The organism is Geodermatophilus sp. SMS 5-13 (genome assembly GCF_059428245.1).
On sequence record NZ_CP165729.1, the window covers coordinates 2,219,801 to 2,238,682 of the forward strand.

Annotated in this window: 22 protein-coding genes; 7 read left to right on the forward strand and 15 right to left on the reverse strand. The window is 72.3% G+C overall.

Going from position 1 to position 18,882, the window contains the following annotated elements; translation table 11 throughout:
• Positions 1 to 87 precede the first annotated feature (87 nt).
• Positions 88 to 1,173, forward strand: coding sequence for a glycine cleavage system aminomethyltransferase GcvT (gcvT, locus tag AB3388_RS10840; protein WP_495410778.1), 1,086 nt, complete (start codon positions 88 to 90; stop codon positions 1,171 to 1,173).
• On the opposite strand, the gene AB3388_RS10845 is transcribed toward gcvT, so the two are convergent.
• The 3 genes from AB3388_RS10845 to AB3388_RS10855 are packed head-to-tail and all read right to left on the reverse strand — an operon-like array spanning position 1,170 to position 2,924.
• Complete coding sequence (locus tag AB3388_RS10845) at positions 1,170 to 2,306, reverse strand: YihY/virulence factor BrkB family protein (RefSeq protein ID WP_495410779.1); 1,137 nt, start codon at positions 2,304 to 2,306, stop codon at positions 1,170 to 1,172. The genes gcvT and AB3388_RS10845 overlap by 4 nt on opposite strands.
• A 46-nt stretch (positions 2,307 to 2,352) precedes the next feature.
• Complete coding sequence (locus AB3388_RS10850; RefSeq protein WP_495410780.1) at positions 2,353 to 2,625, reverse strand: DUF4235 domain-containing protein; 273 nt, start codon at positions 2,623 to 2,625, stop codon at positions 2,353 to 2,355.
• The gene (locus tag AB3388_RS10855; RefSeq protein ID WP_495410781.1) at positions 2,622 to 2,924 is read right to left on the reverse strand and encodes a DUF3618 domain-containing protein; all 303 of its coding nucleotides are present in this window, start codon (positions 2,922 to 2,924) and stop codon (positions 2,622 to 2,624) included. Before AB3388_RS10855 ends, AB3388_RS10850 begins: the two co-directional genes overlap by 4 nt.
• Before the next feature lie 123 nt (positions 2,925 to 3,047).
• Here AB3388_RS10855 and AB3388_RS10860 point away from each other — a divergent pair, with 123 nt between their 5' ends.
• The gene (locus tag AB3388_RS10860) at positions 3,048 to 3,260 is read left to right on the forward strand and encodes a hypothetical protein (protein ID WP_495410782.1); all 213 of its coding nucleotides are present in this window, start codon (positions 3,048 to 3,050) and stop codon (positions 3,258 to 3,260) included.
• A 47-nt stretch (positions 3,261 to 3,307) separates the two neighbouring features.
• On the opposite strand, the gene AB3388_RS10865 is transcribed toward AB3388_RS10860, so the two are convergent.
• Both AB3388_RS10865 and AB3388_RS10870 read right to left on the reverse strand, forming a co-directional pair.
• Positions 3,308 to 4,291: an aldo/keto reductase family protein gene (locus AB3388_RS10865; protein WP_495410783.1), complete on the reverse strand. Its 984-nt coding sequence runs from the start codon at positions 4,289 to 4,291 to the stop codon at positions 3,308 to 3,310.
• 49 nt (positions 4,292 to 4,340) lie between these two features.
• A complete protein-coding gene (locus AB3388_RS10870) occupies positions 4,341 to 4,943 on the reverse strand; it encodes a DUF3043 domain-containing protein (RefSeq protein WP_495410784.1) in 603 nt (200 codons plus the stop codon).
• Between the two features lie 141 nt (positions 4,944 to 5,084).
• Here AB3388_RS10870 and AB3388_RS10875 point away from each other — a divergent pair, with 141 nt between their 5' ends.
• Positions 5,085 to 5,441, forward strand: a complete 357-nt coding sequence (locus AB3388_RS10875; RefSeq protein ID WP_495410785.1) for a HesB/IscA family protein — start codon at positions 5,085 to 5,087, stop codon at positions 5,439 to 5,441.
• Between the two features lie 54 nt (positions 5,442 to 5,495).
• Here AB3388_RS10875 and AB3388_RS10880 read toward each other — a convergent pair whose 3' ends face one another.
• The 4 genes from AB3388_RS10880 to AB3388_RS10895 are packed head-to-tail and all read right to left on the reverse strand — an operon-like array spanning position 5,496 to position 8,749.
• The gene (locus AB3388_RS10880; protein ID WP_495410786.1) at positions 5,496 to 5,999 is read right to left on the reverse strand and encodes a DUF4231 domain-containing protein; all 504 of its coding nucleotides are present in this window, start codon (positions 5,997 to 5,999) and stop codon (positions 5,496 to 5,498) included.
• Between the two features lie 55 nt (positions 6,000 to 6,054).
• Positions 6,055 to 7,986, reverse strand: a complete 1,932-nt coding sequence (gene asnB, locus AB3388_RS10885) for an asparagine synthase (glutamine-hydrolyzing) (RefSeq protein WP_495410787.1) — start codon at positions 7,984 to 7,986, stop codon at positions 6,055 to 6,057.
• Between the two features lie 53 nt (positions 7,987 to 8,039).
• Positions 8,040 to 8,378 (reverse strand): DUF3817 domain-containing protein, encoded by a 339-nt coding sequence (locus AB3388_RS10890; protein ID WP_495410788.1) that lies wholly within the window; start codon positions 8,376 to 8,378, stop codon positions 8,040 to 8,042.
• Positions 8,378 to 8,749, reverse strand: a complete 372-nt coding sequence (locus tag AB3388_RS10895) for a metalloprotease (RefSeq protein ID WP_495410789.1) — start codon at positions 8,747 to 8,749, stop codon at positions 8,378 to 8,380. The genes AB3388_RS10890 and AB3388_RS10895 overlap by 1 nt, the downstream gene beginning before the upstream one ends.
• 288 nt (positions 8,750 to 9,037) lie before the next feature.
• Here AB3388_RS10895 and ctaC point away from each other — a divergent pair, with 288 nt between their 5' ends.
• Both ctaC and AB3388_RS10905 read left to right on the forward strand, forming a co-directional pair.
• A complete protein-coding gene (gene ctaC, locus AB3388_RS10900; RefSeq protein WP_495410790.1) occupies positions 9,038 to 9,892 on the forward strand; it encodes an aa3-type cytochrome oxidase subunit II in 855 nt (284 codons plus the stop codon).
• Between the two features lie 42 nt (positions 9,893 to 9,934).
• Positions 9,935 to 10,339, forward strand: coding sequence for a cytochrome c oxidase subunit 4 (locus AB3388_RS10905; RefSeq protein ID WP_495410791.1), 405 nt, complete (start codon positions 9,935 to 9,937; stop codon positions 10,337 to 10,339).
• Positions 10,340 to 10,761: 422 nt separating this feature from the next.
• On the opposite strand, the gene qcrB is transcribed toward AB3388_RS10905, so the two are convergent.
• From qcrB to ctaE, 4 genes are read right to left on the reverse strand one after another with little or no spacing between them, the layout of a single operon-like run.
• Positions 10,762 to 12,447 (reverse strand): cytochrome bc1 complex cytochrome b subunit, encoded by a 1,686-nt coding sequence (gene qcrB, locus AB3388_RS10910; RefSeq protein ID WP_495410792.1) that lies wholly within the window; start codon positions 12,445 to 12,447, stop codon positions 10,762 to 10,764.
• On the reverse strand, positions 12,447 to 13,544 hold the full coding sequence (gene qcrA / locus AB3388_RS10915; protein WP_495410793.1) for a cytochrome bc1 complex Rieske iron-sulfur subunit: 1,098 nt from the start codon (positions 13,542 to 13,544) through the stop codon (positions 12,447 to 12,449). Before qcrA ends, qcrB begins: the two co-directional genes overlap by 1 nt.
• Positions 13,541 to 14,365: a cytochrome bc1 complex diheme cytochrome c subunit gene (qcrC, locus tag AB3388_RS10920; protein ID WP_495410794.1), complete on the reverse strand. Its 825-nt coding sequence runs from the start codon at positions 14,363 to 14,365 to the stop codon at positions 13,541 to 13,543. Before qcrC ends, qcrA begins: the two co-directional genes overlap by 4 nt.
• A 7-nt stretch (positions 14,366 to 14,372) precedes the next feature.
• On the reverse strand, positions 14,373 to 14,984 hold the full coding sequence (gene ctaE / locus AB3388_RS10925) for an aa3-type cytochrome oxidase subunit III (RefSeq protein ID WP_495410795.1): 612 nt from the start codon (positions 14,982 to 14,984) through the stop codon (positions 14,373 to 14,375).
• 133 nt (positions 14,985 to 15,117) lie between these two features.
• Between ctaE and AB3388_RS10930 the strand changes: the two genes are divergently transcribed.
• Together AB3388_RS10930 and trpD are read left to right on the forward strand one after the other, a co-directional pair.
• Entirely contained in the window at positions 15,118 to 15,537 is a 420-nt protein-coding gene (locus tag AB3388_RS10930; protein WP_495410796.1) for a response regulator, read from the forward strand.
• A 6-nt stretch (positions 15,538 to 15,543) separates the two neighbouring features.
• Complete coding sequence (gene trpD / locus AB3388_RS10935; protein WP_495410797.1) at positions 15,544 to 16,587, forward strand: anthranilate phosphoribosyltransferase; 1,044 nt, start codon at positions 15,544 to 15,546, stop codon at positions 16,585 to 16,587.
• A gap of 3 nt (positions 16,588 to 16,590) precedes the next feature.
• Here trpD and AB3388_RS10940 read toward each other — a convergent pair whose 3' ends face one another.
• A complete protein-coding gene (locus AB3388_RS10940) occupies positions 16,591 to 16,878 on the reverse strand; it encodes an Lrp/AsnC family transcriptional regulator (protein ID WP_495410798.1) in 288 nt (95 codons plus the stop codon).
• Entirely contained in the window at positions 16,875 to 18,734 is a 1,860-nt protein-coding gene (locus tag AB3388_RS10945; RefSeq protein WP_495410799.1) for a DEDD exonuclease domain-containing protein, read from the reverse strand. The genes AB3388_RS10940 and AB3388_RS10945 overlap by 4 nt, the downstream gene beginning before the upstream one ends.
• Positions 18,735 to 18,882 lie beyond the last annotated feature (148 nt).

Genomic DNA, 18,882 nt, shown 5'->3' on the forward strand with positions numbered 1-18,882 from the left:
GACGATCGTAGAAGGACCCTCCTGCCCCCCACCGCTCGCAGGCTCGCGGCGGGCCCCTGCAGGAGGGCCGCACTAGCGTGAGGGCCCGTGAGCCCGCGGACCTCCCCCCTCCATGACCGGCACGTCGCCGCCGGCGCCAAGCTGGCCGACTTCAGCGGCTGGTCGATGCCCATCGAGTACGCCGGGGGAGGGGTGCTGGCCGAGCACACCGCCGTCCGGACGGCGGTCGGGCTCTTCGACGTCTCCCACCTCGGCACCGGCACCGTCCGGGGACCGGGCGCGGCCGCGTTCGTCGACCAGTGCCTCACCAACGACCTGTCCCGCATCGGGCCCGGGCAGGCGCAGTACACGCTGTGCTGCACCCAGGACGGCGGCGTCGTCGACGACCTGATCCTCTACCTGCACGGTCCGGACGACGTCCTGCTCGTGCCGAACGCCGCCAACGCCGCCGACGTGTTCGCGCGGCTGGCCGCCGAGGCGCCGGACGGCGTGCAGATCACCGACCGGCACGAGGAGGTCGCCGTCCTCGCCGTCCAGGGACCTCGCTCGCCGCAGGTGGTCGAGGCCGTGGGCCTGACGGCCGATCTGCCGTACATGTCGTTCGTGGCGGGCGACGTCACCGTCTGCCGGACCGGTTACACCGGCGAGCACGGCTACGAGCTGCTCGTCGCGGCCGAGCGGGCGGGGGAGCTGTGGGACGCGCTGCTCGCCGCCGGCGAGGCCGAGGGCATCCGCCCGTGCGGGCTGGGCGCCCGCGACACCCTGCGCACCGAGATGGGCTATCCGCTGCACGGGCACGAGCTGTCGCGGGACATCACGCCGAACCAGGCCCGCGCCGGCTGGGCCGTGGGCTGGAAGAAGCCGCGGTTCTGGGGTCGTGAGGCGCTGCTGGCCGAGAAGAAGGCCCGCCCGGCGCGGCTGCTGTGGGGGCTGAAGGCGACCGGCCGGGGCATCCCGCGGCCGGGGATGGCGGTGCTCGACAGCGAGGGGAACAGGATCGGCGAGGTCACCAGCGGCACGTTCTCGCCCACGCTGAAGACCGGCATCGGGCTGGCGCTGCTCGACACCGCGGCGGGCGTGCAGGAGGGCGCCGAGGTGAGCGTCGACGTCCGCGGCCGCCCGCAGCCGGCCGAGGTGGTCAAGCCGCCCTTCGTGGACTCACACGTCCGCTAAGCGCTCTGCTTCGACTCCTTGGTCGGCTCGGGCGGGTCGGGCAGGGTGTCGGCGACCGTGGCGTCGCGCTTGCCCATCGGCTGCGGGTGCCCCTCGGTGGTGTCCCGCGCGGTCTGGTGCTCGGCCTCGGCGTTGATCTCCGCGCCGAGCAGGATCAGGTAGCAGGTCAGGTACAGCCACAGCATCAGCACGATGACGCCGGCGATGGCGCCGTAGGTCTTGTCGTAGGACCCGAAGTTGTTCACGTAGAGGCTGAACAGCAGGCTGACGACCGCCCAGACGACCGTGACGACGATCGAGCCGAGGCTCACCCAGCGGAGCTTCGGCGCGTCCCGGTCGGGGGCGACCCGGTAGACGACGGCGAGCCCGCCCGCCATCACCGCGAGCAGGAGCACCCACCGGATGACCTGGCCGAGGATCGTGCCGACCACGCCCAGCGGCAGCGCGTCGAGCACGGCGGGGACGACGGCGAGCAGACCGATGGTGACCAGGAAGAACACGATGCCGCCGAGGGTGAGCGCCAGGGAGAGCAGCTTCAGCTTCACGAAGTTGCGGGTCTCCACCTCGTCGTAGGCGAGGTTGATCGCGGTCACGAGGTTGCTCACGCCGCCGGACGCGCTCCAGAGGGCGAGCAGGATCGACAGGATCAGCCCGAAGGTGAGCGCGCCGCCGCTGTTGCTGGTGATGCTCTTCAGCTGCTCCTCGATCAGGGTCTGCGCCTCCTTGGGCAGCCCGATGGAGGCCAGCGACTGCACCGTTTTCGCCACGGTCTGCGGCGAGGCCACGAGACCGTAGAGCGAGATCGTGGCGATCAGTGCCGGGAAGATCGCGAGGAAGCCGAAGAAGGCCACGCCGCCGCCGATGATCGGCATGTTGTCGGCCTTGTTCTCGGCCCACGCCCGCTTGACGATCTGCTTCCAGCCCTTGAGCGGGATCTGCGTGGGCTTCTCGGCCGTGACGCCGGGCAGCTGCCGCTCGTCCGGCGCACCGCGCGGCGGCTGGTCGGCGTCCGGCCGCGGGGCGGCCGCGGCCTCCTCCGCGGCGGCCTTGGCGGCCGCCCGGCGCGCGGCCTTCTCCTCGACCCGTTCCCGGATCCGGTCGACGGCGCTCTCGCGGTGGCTGGTGCCGGCCATGTCGTCCCCCTGACGGATCGGTGCGGGAAGCGGGGTGCTGCAGGGGTCAGTCGCCCGGCCAGGACCCCGTCAGCCTGGTGAAGCCGCGTGCGCCGGCGCGGTCGATCGCGGCCTTGGTCGCCGCGAAGATGGCGCCCTGGATGGCCGCGGCGAGGACCACCTCGCGCATCGAGTACTCGCTCTGCAGCGCGCTGGGCGCCTCGTCCTCGTCGGCGATCTGCTTCCAGATCTGCTTGAAGACGATCCCGGACAGGGTGCCCGCCAGGATGCCGCCGATCAGGCCGATCGGCCGGTAGGCGATCTTGGCTCCCTTGCTCACCGTTTCCTCCTCGAAGGTCTCGAACGCTTCCGGCGCCACACCACCAGACCGACCGTCACCGCCACCAGGGCCAGGGCCGCGCCGACCACGATCGGGGGGCTCTCGCGGTAGGTCTCGACGGCGGTGTCCCGGGCGCGGTAGGCGCCCTCCCTGGCCCGCTCCCGGGCCCGGGCGGGGACGTCGAGGCGCCGGCTGAGCTCGTCGACCGTGCGGCTGAGCTGCTCGCGGGTCGCCTCGATGTCGGCCTTGATCGCGTCCGGGTCGTTCGGGCGTGCGCCGTCGGGGCTCCGCGCGGTCATGGGTCCTCCGGTCCTCGGATGGGCGCATCGATGCACGTGCATGCCCGCGCGGCGCCGCGGATAACCAGGCGTTGATCACACTCGCGCAACGGGGGCGGTGCCGGCCCGCTAGCCTCGCCGTCCATGACCTGGCACTGGCGCCTGGAGGACCCGTCCGGCGCGGCGATCGACCCGGCCACGCTCGGGGTCGAGATCCCCGACTCGGACAACCAGGGCGACGCCGAGTCGTGGCTGGGGGAGAACTGGCGGGAGCTGCTGGCCCGCGGCGTGGCCACGGTGACGCTCTTCGACGGGGCGAACGAGGTCTACGGCCCGATGGGCCTGGCCGCGACCTGAGCGGAGGAGATCCGTGCGCGTGACGCGCACGGATCTCCTCCGCTTCGTCAGCCGCGGGAGGTCTTGGCCGGGTCGCGCTCGACCACGTCGCCGAGGACCTCGTCGATCCGCTTGAGGACGTCGTCGTCGAGCTTCACGCCGGCGGCCTTGACGTTGTCGTGCACCTGCTCCGGCCGGCTGGCCCCGATGATCGCGGCCGCGACGTTCGGGTTGGCCAGCACCCAGGCGACGGCGAGCTGGGCCATCGACAGGCCGAGGTCGTCGGCGATCGGCTGCAGGCCCTGGACCGCGGTGAGGATCTCGTCGGTCAGGAAGCCCTGCATCGAGCCGCCCACGGTGGAGTTGCCGGCGCGGGTGTCGGCGCCCGGCTGCTCGCCCGGCCGGTACTTGCCGGTGAGCACGCCCTGCGCCAGCGGCGACCAGACGATCTGGGAGAGGCCCTCCTTCTCCGAGGTGGGCACGACCTCCGCCTCGATGACCCGCCACAGCATCGAGTACTGCGGCTGGTTGCTGATCAGGTGGATGCCCAGCTCGCGGGCGAGCTGCGCGGCCGCGGCGATCTCCTCGGCGCGCCACTCGGAGACCCCGATGTAGAGCGCCTTGCCGGCTCGGACGAGGTCGGCGAAGGCGGTCATCGTCTCCTCGAGCGGCACCGTCTCGTCGTAGCGGTGCGCCTGGTAGAGGTCGACGTAGTCGGTCTGCAGCCGCTTCAGCGAGGCGTGGCAGCTCTCGATGATGTGCTTGCGGGACAGGCCGCGGTCGTTGGGGCCGGGGCCGGTCGGCCAGTAGACCTTGGTGAAGATCTCCAGGCCCTCGCGACGCTGGCCGGCCAGGGCGCGGCCGAGCACGGACTCGGCCTTGGTGCCGGCGTAGACGTCGGCGGTGTCGAAGGTGGTGATCCCGACATCGAGGGCGGCGCGGACGCAGGCGTGCGCCGCGTCCTCCTCGACCTGGCTGCCGTGCGTCAGCCAGTTGCCGTATGCGATCTCGGAGATGGTCAGGCCGGAACGGCCGAGTCTTCTGTACTCCACGTGCTCCGACGCTATCCCTGCGCTCCGGGCGCCGCGGAGGCGCCTCCGGTCAGGATTCGGCGCCGATCTTGACCTCCGGCTTCGGGAAGCGCCAGCGCCGGATCATCGTGGAGCGGCTGATGCCGTACCAGACCGCGCCCTTGGGGCTGTCGTTCGGCAGCCGCTCGGCGATGGCCCGCTTGATCCGCCGGGACAGGAGCACCGAGTCGACGATGAAGACGAGGAAGAACGCGAACAGCACGAAGCTCGCGTAGCTGCGGACGACGAGGTTGGGCGCCAGCGTGCCGATCACCGCGATCCCGGCCACGAAAAGGAACAGGCTGCCGACGTTGCGGCGGGCGTCGACCACGTTGCGCACCAGCCGCTTGACCGGGCCCTGGTCGCGGCGGGGCAGGTAGGAGTCGTCGCCGCGGGCGGCGGCCGCGCGGGCGTTCACCCGGTTCGCCGCCTGGTTCTCCCGCATCCGCTTGTAGGCCTCCTTGCGGGTGGTCGGCGGCGGCGGGGGAGGGCCGGGACGGCGTCCCTGGGCCTCGCTGCGCTTGGGGGTCGGCCGGCCCTTGCCCGAGCCCTTGACCGACTGCTCGGTCAGGTCGGTCGAGGAGTCCGGTGTCGTCTCGGCGGTCGACCGGCGGCCTGGCAGGCGAAGCTTCACGACCGGCAAGTCTACGTGCGCTCCTTCGTGTGCCTCGGCGAACGCGTGGGAGCGCCGTACAGTGGGAAGAAGCTCCGCCGCGGCGGTGTTACCCGCTCTCGGAAGGACCGCTGCGGGACCTCGGATGTGGGAGGACACAACATGACGGTGCAGGACACGCAGGCCCCCGACGCCACCAGCGTCAACCTGAGCGAGGCCGCCGCCGCCAAGGTGAAGGCGCTGCTGGACCAGGAGGGCCGCGACGACCTGCGGCTGCGCATCGCCGTCCAGCCGGGTGGCTGCTCGGGTCTTCGCTACCAGCTCTTCTTCGACGAGCGCTTCCTCGACGGCGACCAGACCTACGAGTACGGCGGCGTCGAGGTCATCGTCGACCGGATGAGCGGCCCGTACCTCGGCGGCGCGGTGATCGACTTCGTCGACACCATCGAGAAGCAGGGCTTCACGATCGACAACCCGAACGCGCAGGGCTCCTGCGCCTGCGGCGACAGCTTCCACTGAGCCGACGCGACAGCGCCCCGGTTCCCCTCCGCGGGAACCGGGGCGCTGCTGCGTTCAGCGGACCTGGCCCACGCCGGTCTCCTGGCGCATGCTCTCCAGCCACGCGGTGTTCTCCCGGGACGTGACGTCCTGGAGCACGGCGGCCAGGCGCGCGCGGCGCAGGGCCGGCTCGGCGTAGGGCGGCAGCTCCGCGACGTAGCGGAAGCCCTCCCGGCGCAGGATCTCCGCCGCGGCGCGGTAGGAGATCCAGCGGGTGTGCAGCTGGAACAGCTGCTGGGCACCCTCGGCCACCACGACCACCGCGGCCAGGCTCGCCGTGAGCGCCGGGTGGGCGCTGATCGCCGCGAGGACGGTCACCGCGGCCCCCACGAGCAGCGCGACCAGACGCATCGCCAGGTAGGCGACCCGGTGGCGGCGGGCCGCGGCGTCGTAGCGCCGGAACTCGCGGTCCAGCTCCCGCCACACGACGTCCTCGGCGTCCGGCGGGGCGGGCAGCGCGCCGGCGCGCTGCGGCCGCGGGCTCCGGGCGGCGGGCGGGGTCTGGATCGCACTGGCCATGGGCGGCAGCCTGGCACCGCGGTCGCCGCCCGGACAGGCCCCGCGGCCCGGCGGGCTACAGCCGGACCGGGTAGACCGTCTCCGGGACCTCGGGCTTGATCCGGCCCTCGACGAAGATGCCGTGCCAGACCATGAACACGAGCAGGGTCCACAGCTTGCGGGAGTAGTCGACCGCGGAGCCGGCCCGCTGGTTGTCCCGGTGCTCGTCGAGCATCCAGAGGATGTGCCGGCGGTCGAGCCACTCGTCGGTCTGGCTCTCCTCGATGATCTGCCGCGCCCACTCGTGCAGGTCCTCGGCCAGCCAGTGCCGGGTGGGCACCGGGAAGCCGAGCTTGCGCCGGTTGAGCACGTGCGGCGGGACGATCTGCTCCAGCGCGCGGCGCAGCGCGTACTTCGTCGTCTCCTTGGTGACCCGCTGGTCGACCGGCAGCGTGCTGGCCACCGCGAACACCTCGGGGTCGAGGAAGGGCACCCGCAGCTCCAGCGAGTTGGCCATGGTCATCTTGTCGGCCTTGACCAGGATGTCGCCGCGCAGCCAGGTGAACAGGTCGACGTACTGCATCGCGGTCACGTCGTCGTAGCCGGCCTCGCGGGTGCGCCGGTACAGCTCGGCGGTGACGGCGACGTGGGAGAGGTCGGGATCGCGCTTCTCGAGGAAGGTCAGCTCGTCGTCGCGGAAGATCCGCGCGTTGCCGTAGTAGCGCTGCTCGAGCGGGATGGAGCCGCGGCGCAGCAGGTCCTTGCCGCGCATGCCGTCGGGCAGCTTGGTCGACAGCGCGCCGAGGGCCCGCCGGACACCGCGCGGCAGCTTCTCGAAGGCGGCCAGCGACAGCGGCTCGCGGTAGATGTTGTAGCCGCCGAACAGCTCGTCGGCGCCCTCGCCGGAGAGCACGACCTTGACGTGCTTGCGGGCCTCGCGGGCGACGAAGTACAGCGGCACGAGCGCGGGGTCGGCCACCGGGTCGTCGAGGTACCAGACCACCAGGGGGATCGAGTCCGCGAACTCCTCGGGCGTGACCACCTTGGTGATGTGCTCGACCCCGATCGCCTTCGCCGACTCGGCCGCGACGTCGATCTCCGAGAAGCCCTGCCGCTCGAAGCCGACGGTGAAGGTCATCAGCTTGGGGTTGTAGCGCTTGGCCAGCGCGGCGATCGCCGTGGAGTCGATGCCGCCGGAGAGGAACGACCCGACGGTGACGTCGGCGCGCATGTGCACCCGCACCGAGTCGTCGAGGACCCCGGCGATCCGGTCGTAGAGCGCCTGCTGCTCGTCGGGGGCCACCGGCCGGACCGGGAACGCCGGGTGGAAGTAGCGCTTCGTCGTCAGCTCGCCGTCGGCGACGGTGAAGCTGGTGCCGCTCTCGATGCGCCGGATGCCGCGGTGCAGCGTCGCCGGTTCGGGCACGTACTGCAGCGTCAGGTAGTGCTGCAGGCTCGCCCCGTCCACGCCGCCGGCCGCGTCGCTGCTGCCGAGCAGCTCCAGCAGCGCCTTCTTCTCCGAGCTGAAGACCAGCCCGCCGTCGGCCAGCCGGGCGGTGAACAGCGGCTTGATGCCGAACGGGTCCCGGGCGCCGAACGCCGTCCTCGTGTGGGTGTCCCAGATGACGAAGGCGAACATGCCGCGCAGCCGCTCGACGACCTTCTCGCCCCACAGGTGGTACCCGGCGACGATCGTCTCGGTGTCGCCGTGGGTGTGCAGCTCGGCGCCGGCCGCGGCGAGCTCCTCGCGCAGCTCGACGTAGTTGTAGATCTCGCCGTTGAACAGGATCCGGTAGCGGTCCTGCGCGTAGGGCATCGGCTGGGGGCTGCCCTCGATGTCGATCAGGGCCAGCCGGTTGAAGGCCAGGACGGCGTTGGCGTCGGACCACACCGCGGTGTCGTCGGGGCCGCGGTGGTGCAGGCAGTGCAGGGCGCCGCGCATGCCGGCCACGCGCGCCTCGTCGACGCGGTCGGCGTCCGTGGAAAGGTAGGCGAGCAGACCGCACATGCGGGTGGTCTCCTGGGATCGGGGAACGGGGGAGCGTTCGGTGGGAGAGCCGGCTACAGCGCTTGACCCGCGCGGACCCGGGCCGTCACCCGGCGCTCGGCCCAGAAGGACAGGAAGGGGACGACGCCGGCCAGCAGCACCAGGACGGTGCCCTTGCCCGTCCAGCGGGCCTTGAGCGCCAGGTCGAAGGCGGCCACCAGGTAGACGATGTAGAGCAGCCCGTGGATCGGCGAGACGATCTTGGAGACCTCGGGGATCCCGGCGAAGTACCGCAGCGGCACCGCGACGAAGACCAGGATCAGCAACATCACGCCGACGACGTAGGCCATCACGCGGTAGCGGGTGAGAGCGGCGCCGAGGGCGGGAGGGAGCTTCTGCGTCTGCTGCGCCATCAGCGGCCGGCCGCCTGGCCGCGGGAGCTCTTCAGCGCCCGCTCGTTGAGCTCGGCCAGGTAGGCGTTGTAGGCGGCCAGCTCCGGGTCGTCGGACGTGTCGATGCGCGGGCGCTGGTACAGAACGACCTCCGTGCCGGGTTCGTCCGCGTCGGGATCGCGGTGGAGCTCCTCGCGGATCATGCGGCTGTAGAACCACAGGCCCATGAACCCGTAGAGGGGCCATTGCAGGGCGTAGCTCCAGTTCACCGCGCCGCCGCCGGCCTCGGCCTTGGTGAGCTGCCAGTAGCCGAGGAACCAGGTGGCGATGAACAGGGCCGCCACCAGCAGGTGCAGCAACACCCACTTCGGGGTCAGCAGCCGGCGGAACACGCCTCCGACTCTAACCGTCGCCGCCGTCCCCCCGGAGCGCGTTCCCGCCGACACGGACGGCGCCCCGGATGCGCATCCGACACGTCCCTGGTCACGGCGCGGCCACGACCCGTCTGGCGGTGAGGAGCCGCCGAGCGGGGTCGGATAGTCTCGGCCCACACTGTGATCGACGTGTGGGCACCGTGTGCCGGGGACGGCCGGAGGCCCGCGCGGGGAGGACCGTCCGGGCCGTCCGGGCGGAGGACGAGGAGGCAACGAGCAGTGGCTCGAGTCAGCAGGCTCGCGCGGGTGGGCGCGCTCGGTCTCCTGGGAGGAATCGCCCTCACCGGGTGCGACCTCAACAACGAGTTCTGGCGCTTCGGCTGGCCCGCGGGCATCACCGAGCAGGCCGAGGACATGCGCCGGCTGTGGACCGGGTCGGTGATCGCCGCCCTGATCGTCGGCATCATCGTCTGGTTCCTGATCGGCTGGGCCATCGTCCGGTACCGGAAGCGCGGCGACGAGCTGCCCCGGCAGACGGCGTACAACCTGCCGCTGGAGATCGTCTACACGATCATCCCGTTCGTCATCATCGCGGTGCTGTTCTTCTTCACCGTGGTCGTGCAGAACAAGGTGCAGGCGCGCAGTGACGACCCCGACCTGGTCGTCGACGTCAACGCGTTCAAGTGGAACTGGCAGTTCGTCTACCCCGAGACCACCGGGCCGAACGACCAGCCGGTGCAGACGATCGGCACCAGCGAGCGGATCCCGATCCTCGTCCTCCCGACCGACCGGACGATCCGCTTCGAGGTCGCCTCGGCCGACGTCATCCACTCGTTCTGGGTGCCGGAGTTCCTCTTCAAGCTCGACGTCATCCCCGGCAACGAGAACGGCCGCAACAACGTCTTCGAGGTGACCGTCCAGCAGGAGGGCGCCTACGTCGGCCGCTGCGCCGAGCTGTGCGGCACCTACCACGCGTACATGAATTTCGAGGTCCGGGCGGTGTCCGGGTCCGACTTCGACGCCTACATCGCCGCCCGCGAAGGCGGGGCCACCACGGCGCAGGCCCTGGAGAGCATCGGCCAGAGCGGCACCGCGACGACCACGCACCCGTTCGACCTGGTCAGGGACACCCAGCGGGCCGACGACGGCGGCAATGGCTGACGCGCGGGTCGCGGGCCTCACGAGGCAGCAGGAGGGACGGCCGTGAAGGTCGAGGCGCTCATCTTCAACGTCATCGCGTTCTTCTGCGTGGTGGCCGCGGTGGTCTACGGCATCTGGGCCCAGGAGCCGATCGGGACGACGGCGCTCGTCCTCTCGGCCGGCCTCACCGGGCTGATCGGCGGGTTCTTCTGGTTCATCTCCCGGCGCATCGACGCGCGCCCGGAGGACCGCAAGGACGCCGACATCGCCGAGGGCGCGGGGGAGCTGGGCTTCTTCAGCCCCAGCAGCTACTGGCCGTTCGCGATCGGCCTGTCCGCCGCCCTGATGGGGCTGGCGCTGGCCTTCTGGTACGCGTGGCTGATCATCATCGCCGGCATCGCGCTGCTGATCACCATCGGCGGCCTGCTGTTCGAGTACTACGTGGGGCAGAACGCCACCCAGAGCTGACGCTCTGCAGCACTCGACGAGGGCCCCTCCCGCACCCTGCGGGAGGGGCCCTCGTCGTTGTGCCACACGCCTGGGGAGCCCGGCTCGACCTGAGCGCGCACGTCGGCGTGGGCGCGGGGGAGCGGCGTGCGCGGCGGGCTCGTTCCGGGCGCTGGAATGCACCCAGGGCGCACATCACCGCCTCGTGAGGCCCCGGGGCCTGGGCGCAGGCCTACCGCCGTGTGGAGTGCCTGACTGATGCGCGCGCGCCGGCAGCACCGTGGGCGCTGCAGCGGGTTGCGGCGCCTGGAACCCGGCCTGGGCGCACCACGACGGCTCGCGGTGGCAAGCCCGCCGGGCGGCGTCGGCCCACGGGGGCAGGAAAGCAGCAGGGCCCCGACGGACGGATCCGTCGGGGCCCTGCCTGGTGAGGTCCTGGTGTGTCAGTCGCGCGGCTCCTGCGGGCGCCCGCCGTCCGACGGCCGGCCACCCTCGGCGGGACGACCGCTGGTGGTGAGCTCGCGCTCGGCGGCCTCCGCGGCGGCCAGGCCGTGGCCCTCCGCGCGCTGCTCGAGCTCGACCTGCGCCGGCGACTCGATCGGGCTGAAGAACCCGCGGATGGCGCGGCGGGCACCGCCGACGTGGTTCATCCGCTTGGGCACCGGAGCGCCGCCGTAGGCCAGCTGGCCGTGGCCGTGCTCGTCGACCGGGCCGAGCGGCTGGTGCACCTCGATGAACTCACCGTGGGGCAGCCGCCGGATGACGCCGGTCTCGATGCCGTGCTCGAGCACCTCGCGGTCGTGCCGCTGCAGGCCGAGGCAGATCCGGTAGGTGAACACGTACGCCAGCGGCGGGAGGACCACCATGCCGATCCGGCCGAACCAGGTCATCGCGTTCAGGCTGATGTCGAACTTGTCGGCGATGACGTCGTTGCCGCCGGAGATGAACAGCACCAGGTAGAAGGCGAGCGCCATGGCGCCCAGCGACGTCCGGACCGGGACGTCCCGCGGCCGCTGGAGCAGGTTGTGCGTGGCCGTGTCCCGGGTCAGCTTGCGCTCGATCATCGGGTACAGCGCCATGACCGTGAACATGATCCCGGGCAGCACCAGGGTCGGCCAGAGCAGCGCCGGGATCGTGTAGTCGCCCGGCAGGTTGATGTCCCAGGCCGGGAAGAGCCGGGTCGACCCGTCGAGGAAGCCGATGTACCAGTCCGGCTGCGACGCCGCGGACACCTGCGCCGGGTTGTACGGGCCCCACAGCCAGACCGGGTTGATCTGCACCAGGCCGCCGAGCAACGCGCAGACGCCGAAGACGATGAAGAACAGACCGCCGGACTTGGCCGCGAAGGTGGGGAAGAACCGGTTCCCGACGACGTTGTGCTCGGTCCGCCCGGGGCCAGGGAACTGGGTGTGCTTCTGCTTGATCAGGATCAGCAGGTGCACCGTGATCAGCGCGAGGATGATCCCGGGGAGGAGCAGCACGTGCAGGATGTAGAACCGGCCGACGATCAGCTCACCCGGGTAGTCGCCGCCGAAGACGGCGAAGTACACCCAGGTGCCGATCACCGGGATGGCCAGCATGATCGCCGACGCGATCCGCAGACCGGTGCCGGAGAGCAGGTCGTCCGGGATCGAGTAGCCGGCGAAGCCCTCGACGAGACCGAGCACGAGCAGCCCGATGCCGATCAGCCAGTTCGTCTCGCGCGGCCGGCGGAAGGCGCCCGTGAAGAAGATCCGCAGCAGGTGGACCACGATCGACGCCACGAACAGCAGCGCGGCCCAGTGGTGCAGCTGGCGCATGAACAGGCCGCCGCGGACGTCGAAGGACAGGTTCAGCGTCGAGTCGTAGGCCGCCGACATGGACACGCCGCGCAGCGGGGCGTACGAGCCGTCGTAGACGACCTCGCGCATGGAGGCGTCGAAGAAGAAGGTCAGGTACGTGCCCGAGAGCAGCAGGACGACGAACGAGTAGAGCGCGATCTCGCCGAGCAGGAACGACCAGTGGTCGGGGTAGACCTTGTTCAGGGTCCGCCGGAACCAGTTGGCCGCCACGAACCGCTCGTCGAGCTCGACGGCGGCCTTGCCCAGGCGGGTGGTCGGCACTCCCGGCGCGGTGGCGGTGCGAGCCATCAGATGCGCTCCCGGTTCCAGTACGTGGGGCCGACGGCCTCAGAGTAGTCGGCGCGGGCGATGAAGTAGCCCTCGTCGTCGACCCCGATCGGCAGCTGCGGCAGCGCGCGGGTGGCCGGTCCGAAGACCGGCTTGGCGCCGTCGGTGATGAGGAACTGCGACTGGTGGCAGGGGCAGAGGATCCGGCTGGTCTCCTGCTCGTACAGCGACACCGGGCAGCCGGCGTGGGTGCAGATCTTCGAGTAGGCGACGTAGTCGGCGTAGCCGTAGTCCGCCTGGCCCGGCCGCGGCTGGTTGACCGCGAGCTGCTCGGGCCGGAGGCGGAAGAGCATCGTCGCGGCGTCACTGGCGCGGTCCCCGCCCTCGACGCCCGGGAAGACCGTCTGCAGCGAGCCCGGCTCCGCGTCGCCGGGGCGGATCGGCGTGCCGTCGAGGCGGACCAGCCGCACCCCGGGGCCCCACGGCGTGGTGCCCAGCGGGTTGCCCTTGTTCGGGTTCTTGATCAGCCCGCCCAGCGGCAGGATCAGCGCCAGCCCGATGCCGCCGCCCATGAACAGCAGGGAGCGGGTGATCAGCTTGCGCCGCGCCAGGCCGCTGCGGTGGCCCCAGCCGGTCAGCGTCGCGCCCGTCGTCATCTGGTCGAAGTGCGACGTCTCGTGCTTGACCTGCACCGCGGTCTCGTGCGGCAGCAGGCGCTTGGTGAACAGCACCAGGCCGACGCCGACGAGGGTCAGTGCGAGCCCGAGGCTCAGGCCCAGCAGTGGCGTGAACAGGGCGCTCCACGTGCTGGTGTTCTCGGTCCACGACCACTCCGGCAGGAACCAGCCCGAGCCGACGTAGACGACGACGAAGCCGAAGGCGAGCAGGCCGGCGAGGAAGAACAGCGTCCCCACCTGGCGGATGGCGCGCCGCTCGACCCGCGAGCCCGGCTCGGGACCCAGGTCGACGTGGACGACCTCGACGCCGTCCTGCTGGGCACCGAGCCGGTCGAGGTCCTCGCGGCTCATCGTGGCCAGGCGCTCGCGGCTGTACTCCGCGTCCAGCCCGCCGTGCTCCGTGCCGCCCGTGCTGCCGGGCCGCTCCTCCCGCGAACTCACGCCTTGCTCCCCATCCAGAAGACTCCGAACAACAGTGCGCCGATGCCGACGACCCAGATCACGAGGCCCTCGGCCACCGGACCGATCCGCCCGATACCGGCGCCACCGGGGTCGGCCTGCTCCTTGATGGTCTGGACGTAGTTGATGATCGAGCGCTTCTCGTCCGGCGTGAGCTGGTTGTCGCCGAACACCGGCATGTTCTCCGGGCCGGTGAGCATGGCGGCGTACAGCTCGAGATCGGAGGTGTCGTTCAGGCTCGGCGCGGCCTTGCCGGACGAGAGGGCGCCGCCCTTGCCGACGAAGTTGTGGCAGGAGGCGCAGTTGAGCCGGAACAGCTCGCCGCCCAGGGCCAGGTCGCCGGCGCGCAGGTCACCGGAGGGCAGGGTCGGGCCGCCGCCGTTGGCCTCGACGTACGCCGCCAGCTGGTCGATCTCCTCGTCGGAGAACACCGGCGGCTTGTTCTGCGCGTCGGCCTCCTGGCGCACCAGCGGCATGCGGCCGGTGTGCACCTGGAAGTAGACGGCCGCCTCGCCGACGCCGATCAGCGACGGGCCGCGCCGCGGGACGCCCTCGAGGTTGTCACCGTGGCAGGTGATGCAGCTGCGCTCGTACAGGGCCCGGCCGGCTTCCTCGGCGCTGGACGCCGAGGTCGTGTCGTCGGCGGCGTTGGCCGGCGCCACGATCGAGTACAGGGCGCCGGTCAGCACGAGCGCGGCCATCAGGCCGGCGACGTTCGCCAGGCGGCGGCGCGACTTGGAACGGCGGCGTGCGCGGGCCCGGTCGCTCGGGGTGGCCTCGGACTTCGGGTTCGTGGTGGACACCGGCTTCCTAGCGGATGAAGTAGATCGTGCTGAACAGCCCGATCCACACGACGTCGACGAAGTGCCAGTAGTAGGAGACCACGATCGCCGAGGTCGCCTGTGCCGGCGTGAAGCGGCCCATGGTGGACCGGATGAGCATGAAGACGAACGCCACGAGGCCGCCGATGACGTGCAGGCCGTGGAAGCCGGTGGCCAGGTAGAAGACCGAGCCGTAGGTGGACGACGAGATCGTCGTCCCCTCCTCGACGAGGGTGCGGTACTCGTTCGCCTGGCCGAGCACGAAGGCCAGACCCATCAGGAACGTGATCGAGTACCAGCGCCGCAAGCCGTAGACGTTGCCCTGCTCGGCCGCGAACACACCCATCTGACAGGTGACCGACGAGGCGACCAGGATGATCGTGACGACGAGGGCGTACGGGATGTCCAGCTCGGTCGGCGGCTGCGGCCACCCCGTGGTGGAACGGGCGCGCGCGGTGAAGTACATGGCGAACAGGCCGGCGAAGAACATCAGCTCGCTGGCGAGCCAGATGATCGTGCCGACGCTGACCATGTTCGGTCGGGTCAGGGAGTGCACCCGCGTGGTGTCGAAGGCGCTGCTCGCAACGGGGGCCGTTGTCACGGGGTCATCATGGCATCGGCACAGGGTGGTCACGACTGCGGGTGGGATGGCGTGGCGGCACCGTGACCTCCTCGATATGCAGCCCTTCGCCGCCTGCCGTGGATCGTCGCTGGTGGGCACTAGGCTCCGGCCCGTGACTGACGCCGTACCGGCCACCGTGCTCGTCTACAGCCACCGGCCCGAGGTCCGCGACGCCGTGCGGACGGCGGTCGGGCGACGGCCGGCCGCGGACGTCGGGCCGCTCACCTGGGTGGAGTGCGAGACGGGTGACGAGGTGGTCACCGCCGTCGACCTCGGCGGCATCGACCTGTGCGTCCTCGACGGCGAGGCGCAGCCCACCGGCGGCCTGGCGCTGGCCCGCCAGCTCAAGGAGGAGCTGGCCGACTGCCCGGCGCTGTGCGTGCTCATCGCCCGCCAGCCCGACCGCTGGCTGGCCCACTGGTCCCTCGCCGACGGCACCCTGCCCTTCCCGGTCGACCCGCTGACCGCCCCCGGCGTCGTCGCCGAGCTGGTGCGCGAGCACGCGGCCCGGCCGCCGGCCGCCCGCCGCTAGCCGCCGATGAGCGCGCCGACCTGGCCGGGGCTGCTCGGCCGGCTGCTGGCCCGGCAGGACCTGTCCTCGGCCGACACCGCGTGGGCGATGGGCGAGATCATGAGCGGGGAGGCATCCCCGGCGCAGATCGCCGCCTTCGTCGTCGCGCTGCGCGCCAAGGGGGAGGCGCCCGAGGAGGTCGCCGGCCTCGCGGACACCATGCGCGACCGGGCCACGCCGGTGGACCTGCCGCTGGACTGCGTCGACATCGTCGGCACCGGCGGCGACGGGGCGCACACGGTCAACATCTCCTCGATGGCCGCCGTCGTGGCCGCCGCGGCGGGGGTGCCGGTCGCCAAGCACGGCAACCGGGCGGCGTCGTCGTCCTCGGGGTCGGCCGACGTGCTCGAGGCGCTCGGCGTCGTGATCGACCTGCCCGCGCCCGGCGTGGCCCGGTGCGTGCGGGAGGCCGGGATCGGCTTCTTCTTCGCGCCGGTCTTCCACCCCGGCTTCCGGCACACGGCGGTGCCGCGGCGGGAGATGGGCATCGGCACCGTCTTCAACTTCCTCGGGCCGCTGACCAACCCGGCCCGCCCGGTGGCGGCCGCCATCGGCTGCGCCGACCTGCGCATGGCCCCCGTGCTCGCGGCGGTCCTGGCCGGCCGGGGCACGCGGGCGGTGGTCTTCCGGGGGGACGACGGCCTCGACGAGCTGACCACCGCCACGACGTCCTCGGCGTGGGTGGTGCGCGACGGCGAGGTCGAGCCCGACCGGGTGGACCCCTCCGCCCTCGGCATCGCCGCGCCGCCGCAGGACGCCCTGCGCGGCGGCGACCCGGCGTTCAACGCGGCGGTCTTCCGGCGGGTGGTGGACGGCGAGCCCGGCCCGGTGCGCGACGCCGTGCTGCTCAACGCCGCCGCCGCGCTGTCGGCCTTCGAGACCCGCGCCGAACGGCTGCACGACGCCTTGGCCGCCGGGATGGCGCGGGCGGCCGCCGCGGTCGACGACGGGCGCGCGGCGGCGCTGCTCGACCGCTGGGTGACGGTCAGCAGCGCGATCGCCGACCGCTGAGCTTCAGTCGGCGGTCTCGAAGCCGATCGAGAAGGCCGCCTCGAGGTCGTGCTTCGAGTAGGCGCGGAAGGCGATGTGGGTGTCGGTGTCGACGACGCCGGGGACCTTGTTGATCCGGCCGGCGATCACCTCGGCGACCTGCTCGAACTCGCGCACCCGCACGATCGCGATGAGGTCGGTGTCGCCGGCGACGGAGTAGACCTCGCTGACGCCCTCGAGGTCGGCGACCGCCTGGGCGACCTCGCCGATGGAGTCGGTGGCCGCGTCGATCATCACGATGGCGGTGATCACGCCGGGGAGCCTAGCCGGGCCGCACCCTGGCCGCCCGGAGCCGGCGTGACGCGTTCGGGCCGGGCGCGGGTGCCCAGCGAGCGCGCGTCGGCGAACGGGTCCCGCTCGATCCGGCCGGCCTCGACACGGGCGAGGAAGCCGCTGTACGCGCCGGTGCCGGGGGCCGGGCAGGCGAGCGTGCCCTCGACCTGGACCAGCCGGGTGCCGGGCTTCTCGATCCACCGCATCACCAGCTCGGTCTCGTCGACCGAGGCCGCCGGCTCGTCCGCCGGGCCGATCGGCGTCTCCGCGGTGGCGAGCAGGCCCGGCAGCGTGCCGCGCACCGACGTGCCGCGGGGGGCGTTGCCCGCCGCCACCAGCCGCCCCCTACGGACGACGGACAGCTGCCAGCCGCCGTCGCCGTCGGGGCGGGCCAGCACCAGCTCGGGGACGGCGGCCAGGGACTCCAGCCGCTGCCGGCGGCGGACGGCGCGGACGAGCACGGCGACCCGGTCGCGGAGCACCGCGGCGTCCTCATAGCGCTCCGCGGCGGCCAGCCGGTCGACCCGCAGCAGCAGCGGCGCGATCAGCTCCCGCGGGTCCGAGGCGACGGCGGCGCGGAACACCGCGGTGATCCGGGCGTACTCCTCGACCGACTGGGCGCCGGTGCACGGCGCGCCGCAGCGGCCCATGCCGGCCAGCGCGCAGGCGGTGTTCCCGGTCGAGCGGGGCGAGAGCCGCGCGGTGCACTGCCGCAGCGGCAGGGCCTCGTGGACGGCGGCGGCCGCGGCGTCGGCGGCCCGCCGGTCGGGGAACGGCCCGAGGAACACCCCGGCGCCCGGCCGCACCCGCCGGACCACCGACAGCCGGGGGAAGGGCTCGTCGGTCAGCCGCAGCCACAGCGCCCGCTCCGGGAACCGGGACCGGCGGTTGTAGCGGGGCTTGTGCTCGGCGATCAGCCGCAGCTCGCGCACCGCCGCCTCCAGGTCGTGCGCGCAGGGCAGCGCCTCGACCCGCTTGGCGAGGCCCACCATCTCGGTGATCCGGCTGCGCTGCTCGCCGGAGGTGAAGTAGCTGCGCACCCGGCTGCGCAGGTCGTTCGACGTCCCGACGTAGAGGGGCTCGTCGCGCGGGCCGCGGAAGACGTAGACGCCCGGGCCGTGCGGCACGTCGTCGGCGAGGTGCCGCTTGCGCCGCCGCTCGGGGTCGATCTGCCGGGTGAGGCCGGTGAGCTCCTCGAGCGAGGTGATCCCGAGCGGGCCGAGCCGCTCGAAGAGCCCGTGCAGCACGTCGACGGTCGCCCGGGCGTCGGCGAGGGCGCGGTGGCAGGGCTGGGTGCTGGTGGAGAAGTAAGGAGCGAGCGTGGCCAGCTTGCAGTTGGGCACCTCGTCGCGGGTGAGCAGCCGCCGGGCGAGGACGGCGGTGTCGACGGAGGCGGCCGGGGGCCACGCGAAGCCGTTCTCGGCGCAGGCGGCCTTGAGGAAGCCGATGTCGAACGGCGCGTTGTGGGCCACGAGCACCGCGCCCTGCGCGAACTCCAGGAAGGCCGGGAGGACGGCGCCGATCCGCGGGGCCGCCGCGACCATCGACGTGGTGATCCCGGTGAGCACGCTGATGTAGGGCGGGATCTCCCGGCCCGGGTCGACGAGGGTCTGGAACTCGCCGAGCACCTGGCCGCCGCGGACCTTGACCGCGCCGATCTCGGTGATCGCGCTGTCGGCCGGGGAGCCGCCGGTGGTCTCGAGGTCGACGACGACGAAGGTGACCGCCGACAGCGGCGTGCCCAGCTCGTCGATGGTCCCCTGCACGTAGCCCGGCGGGTCGAAGACGGCGGCGCCGGCCCGGGGAGCGGGGAAGAGACCGGGGGAGGGGGGCACGGGGCGGACGGTAGGTGGGGGCAACGACAGTCCCGGGGAAGCGCGCCGGTCGGTGACGGCCCGCGGCCCACCCGATTTGGGGGCCGCCAGGAGACATTCGTGGGTGCCGCCGGTCGCCCGCCTGGGGGAAACTGGCTGCTCACGTGGC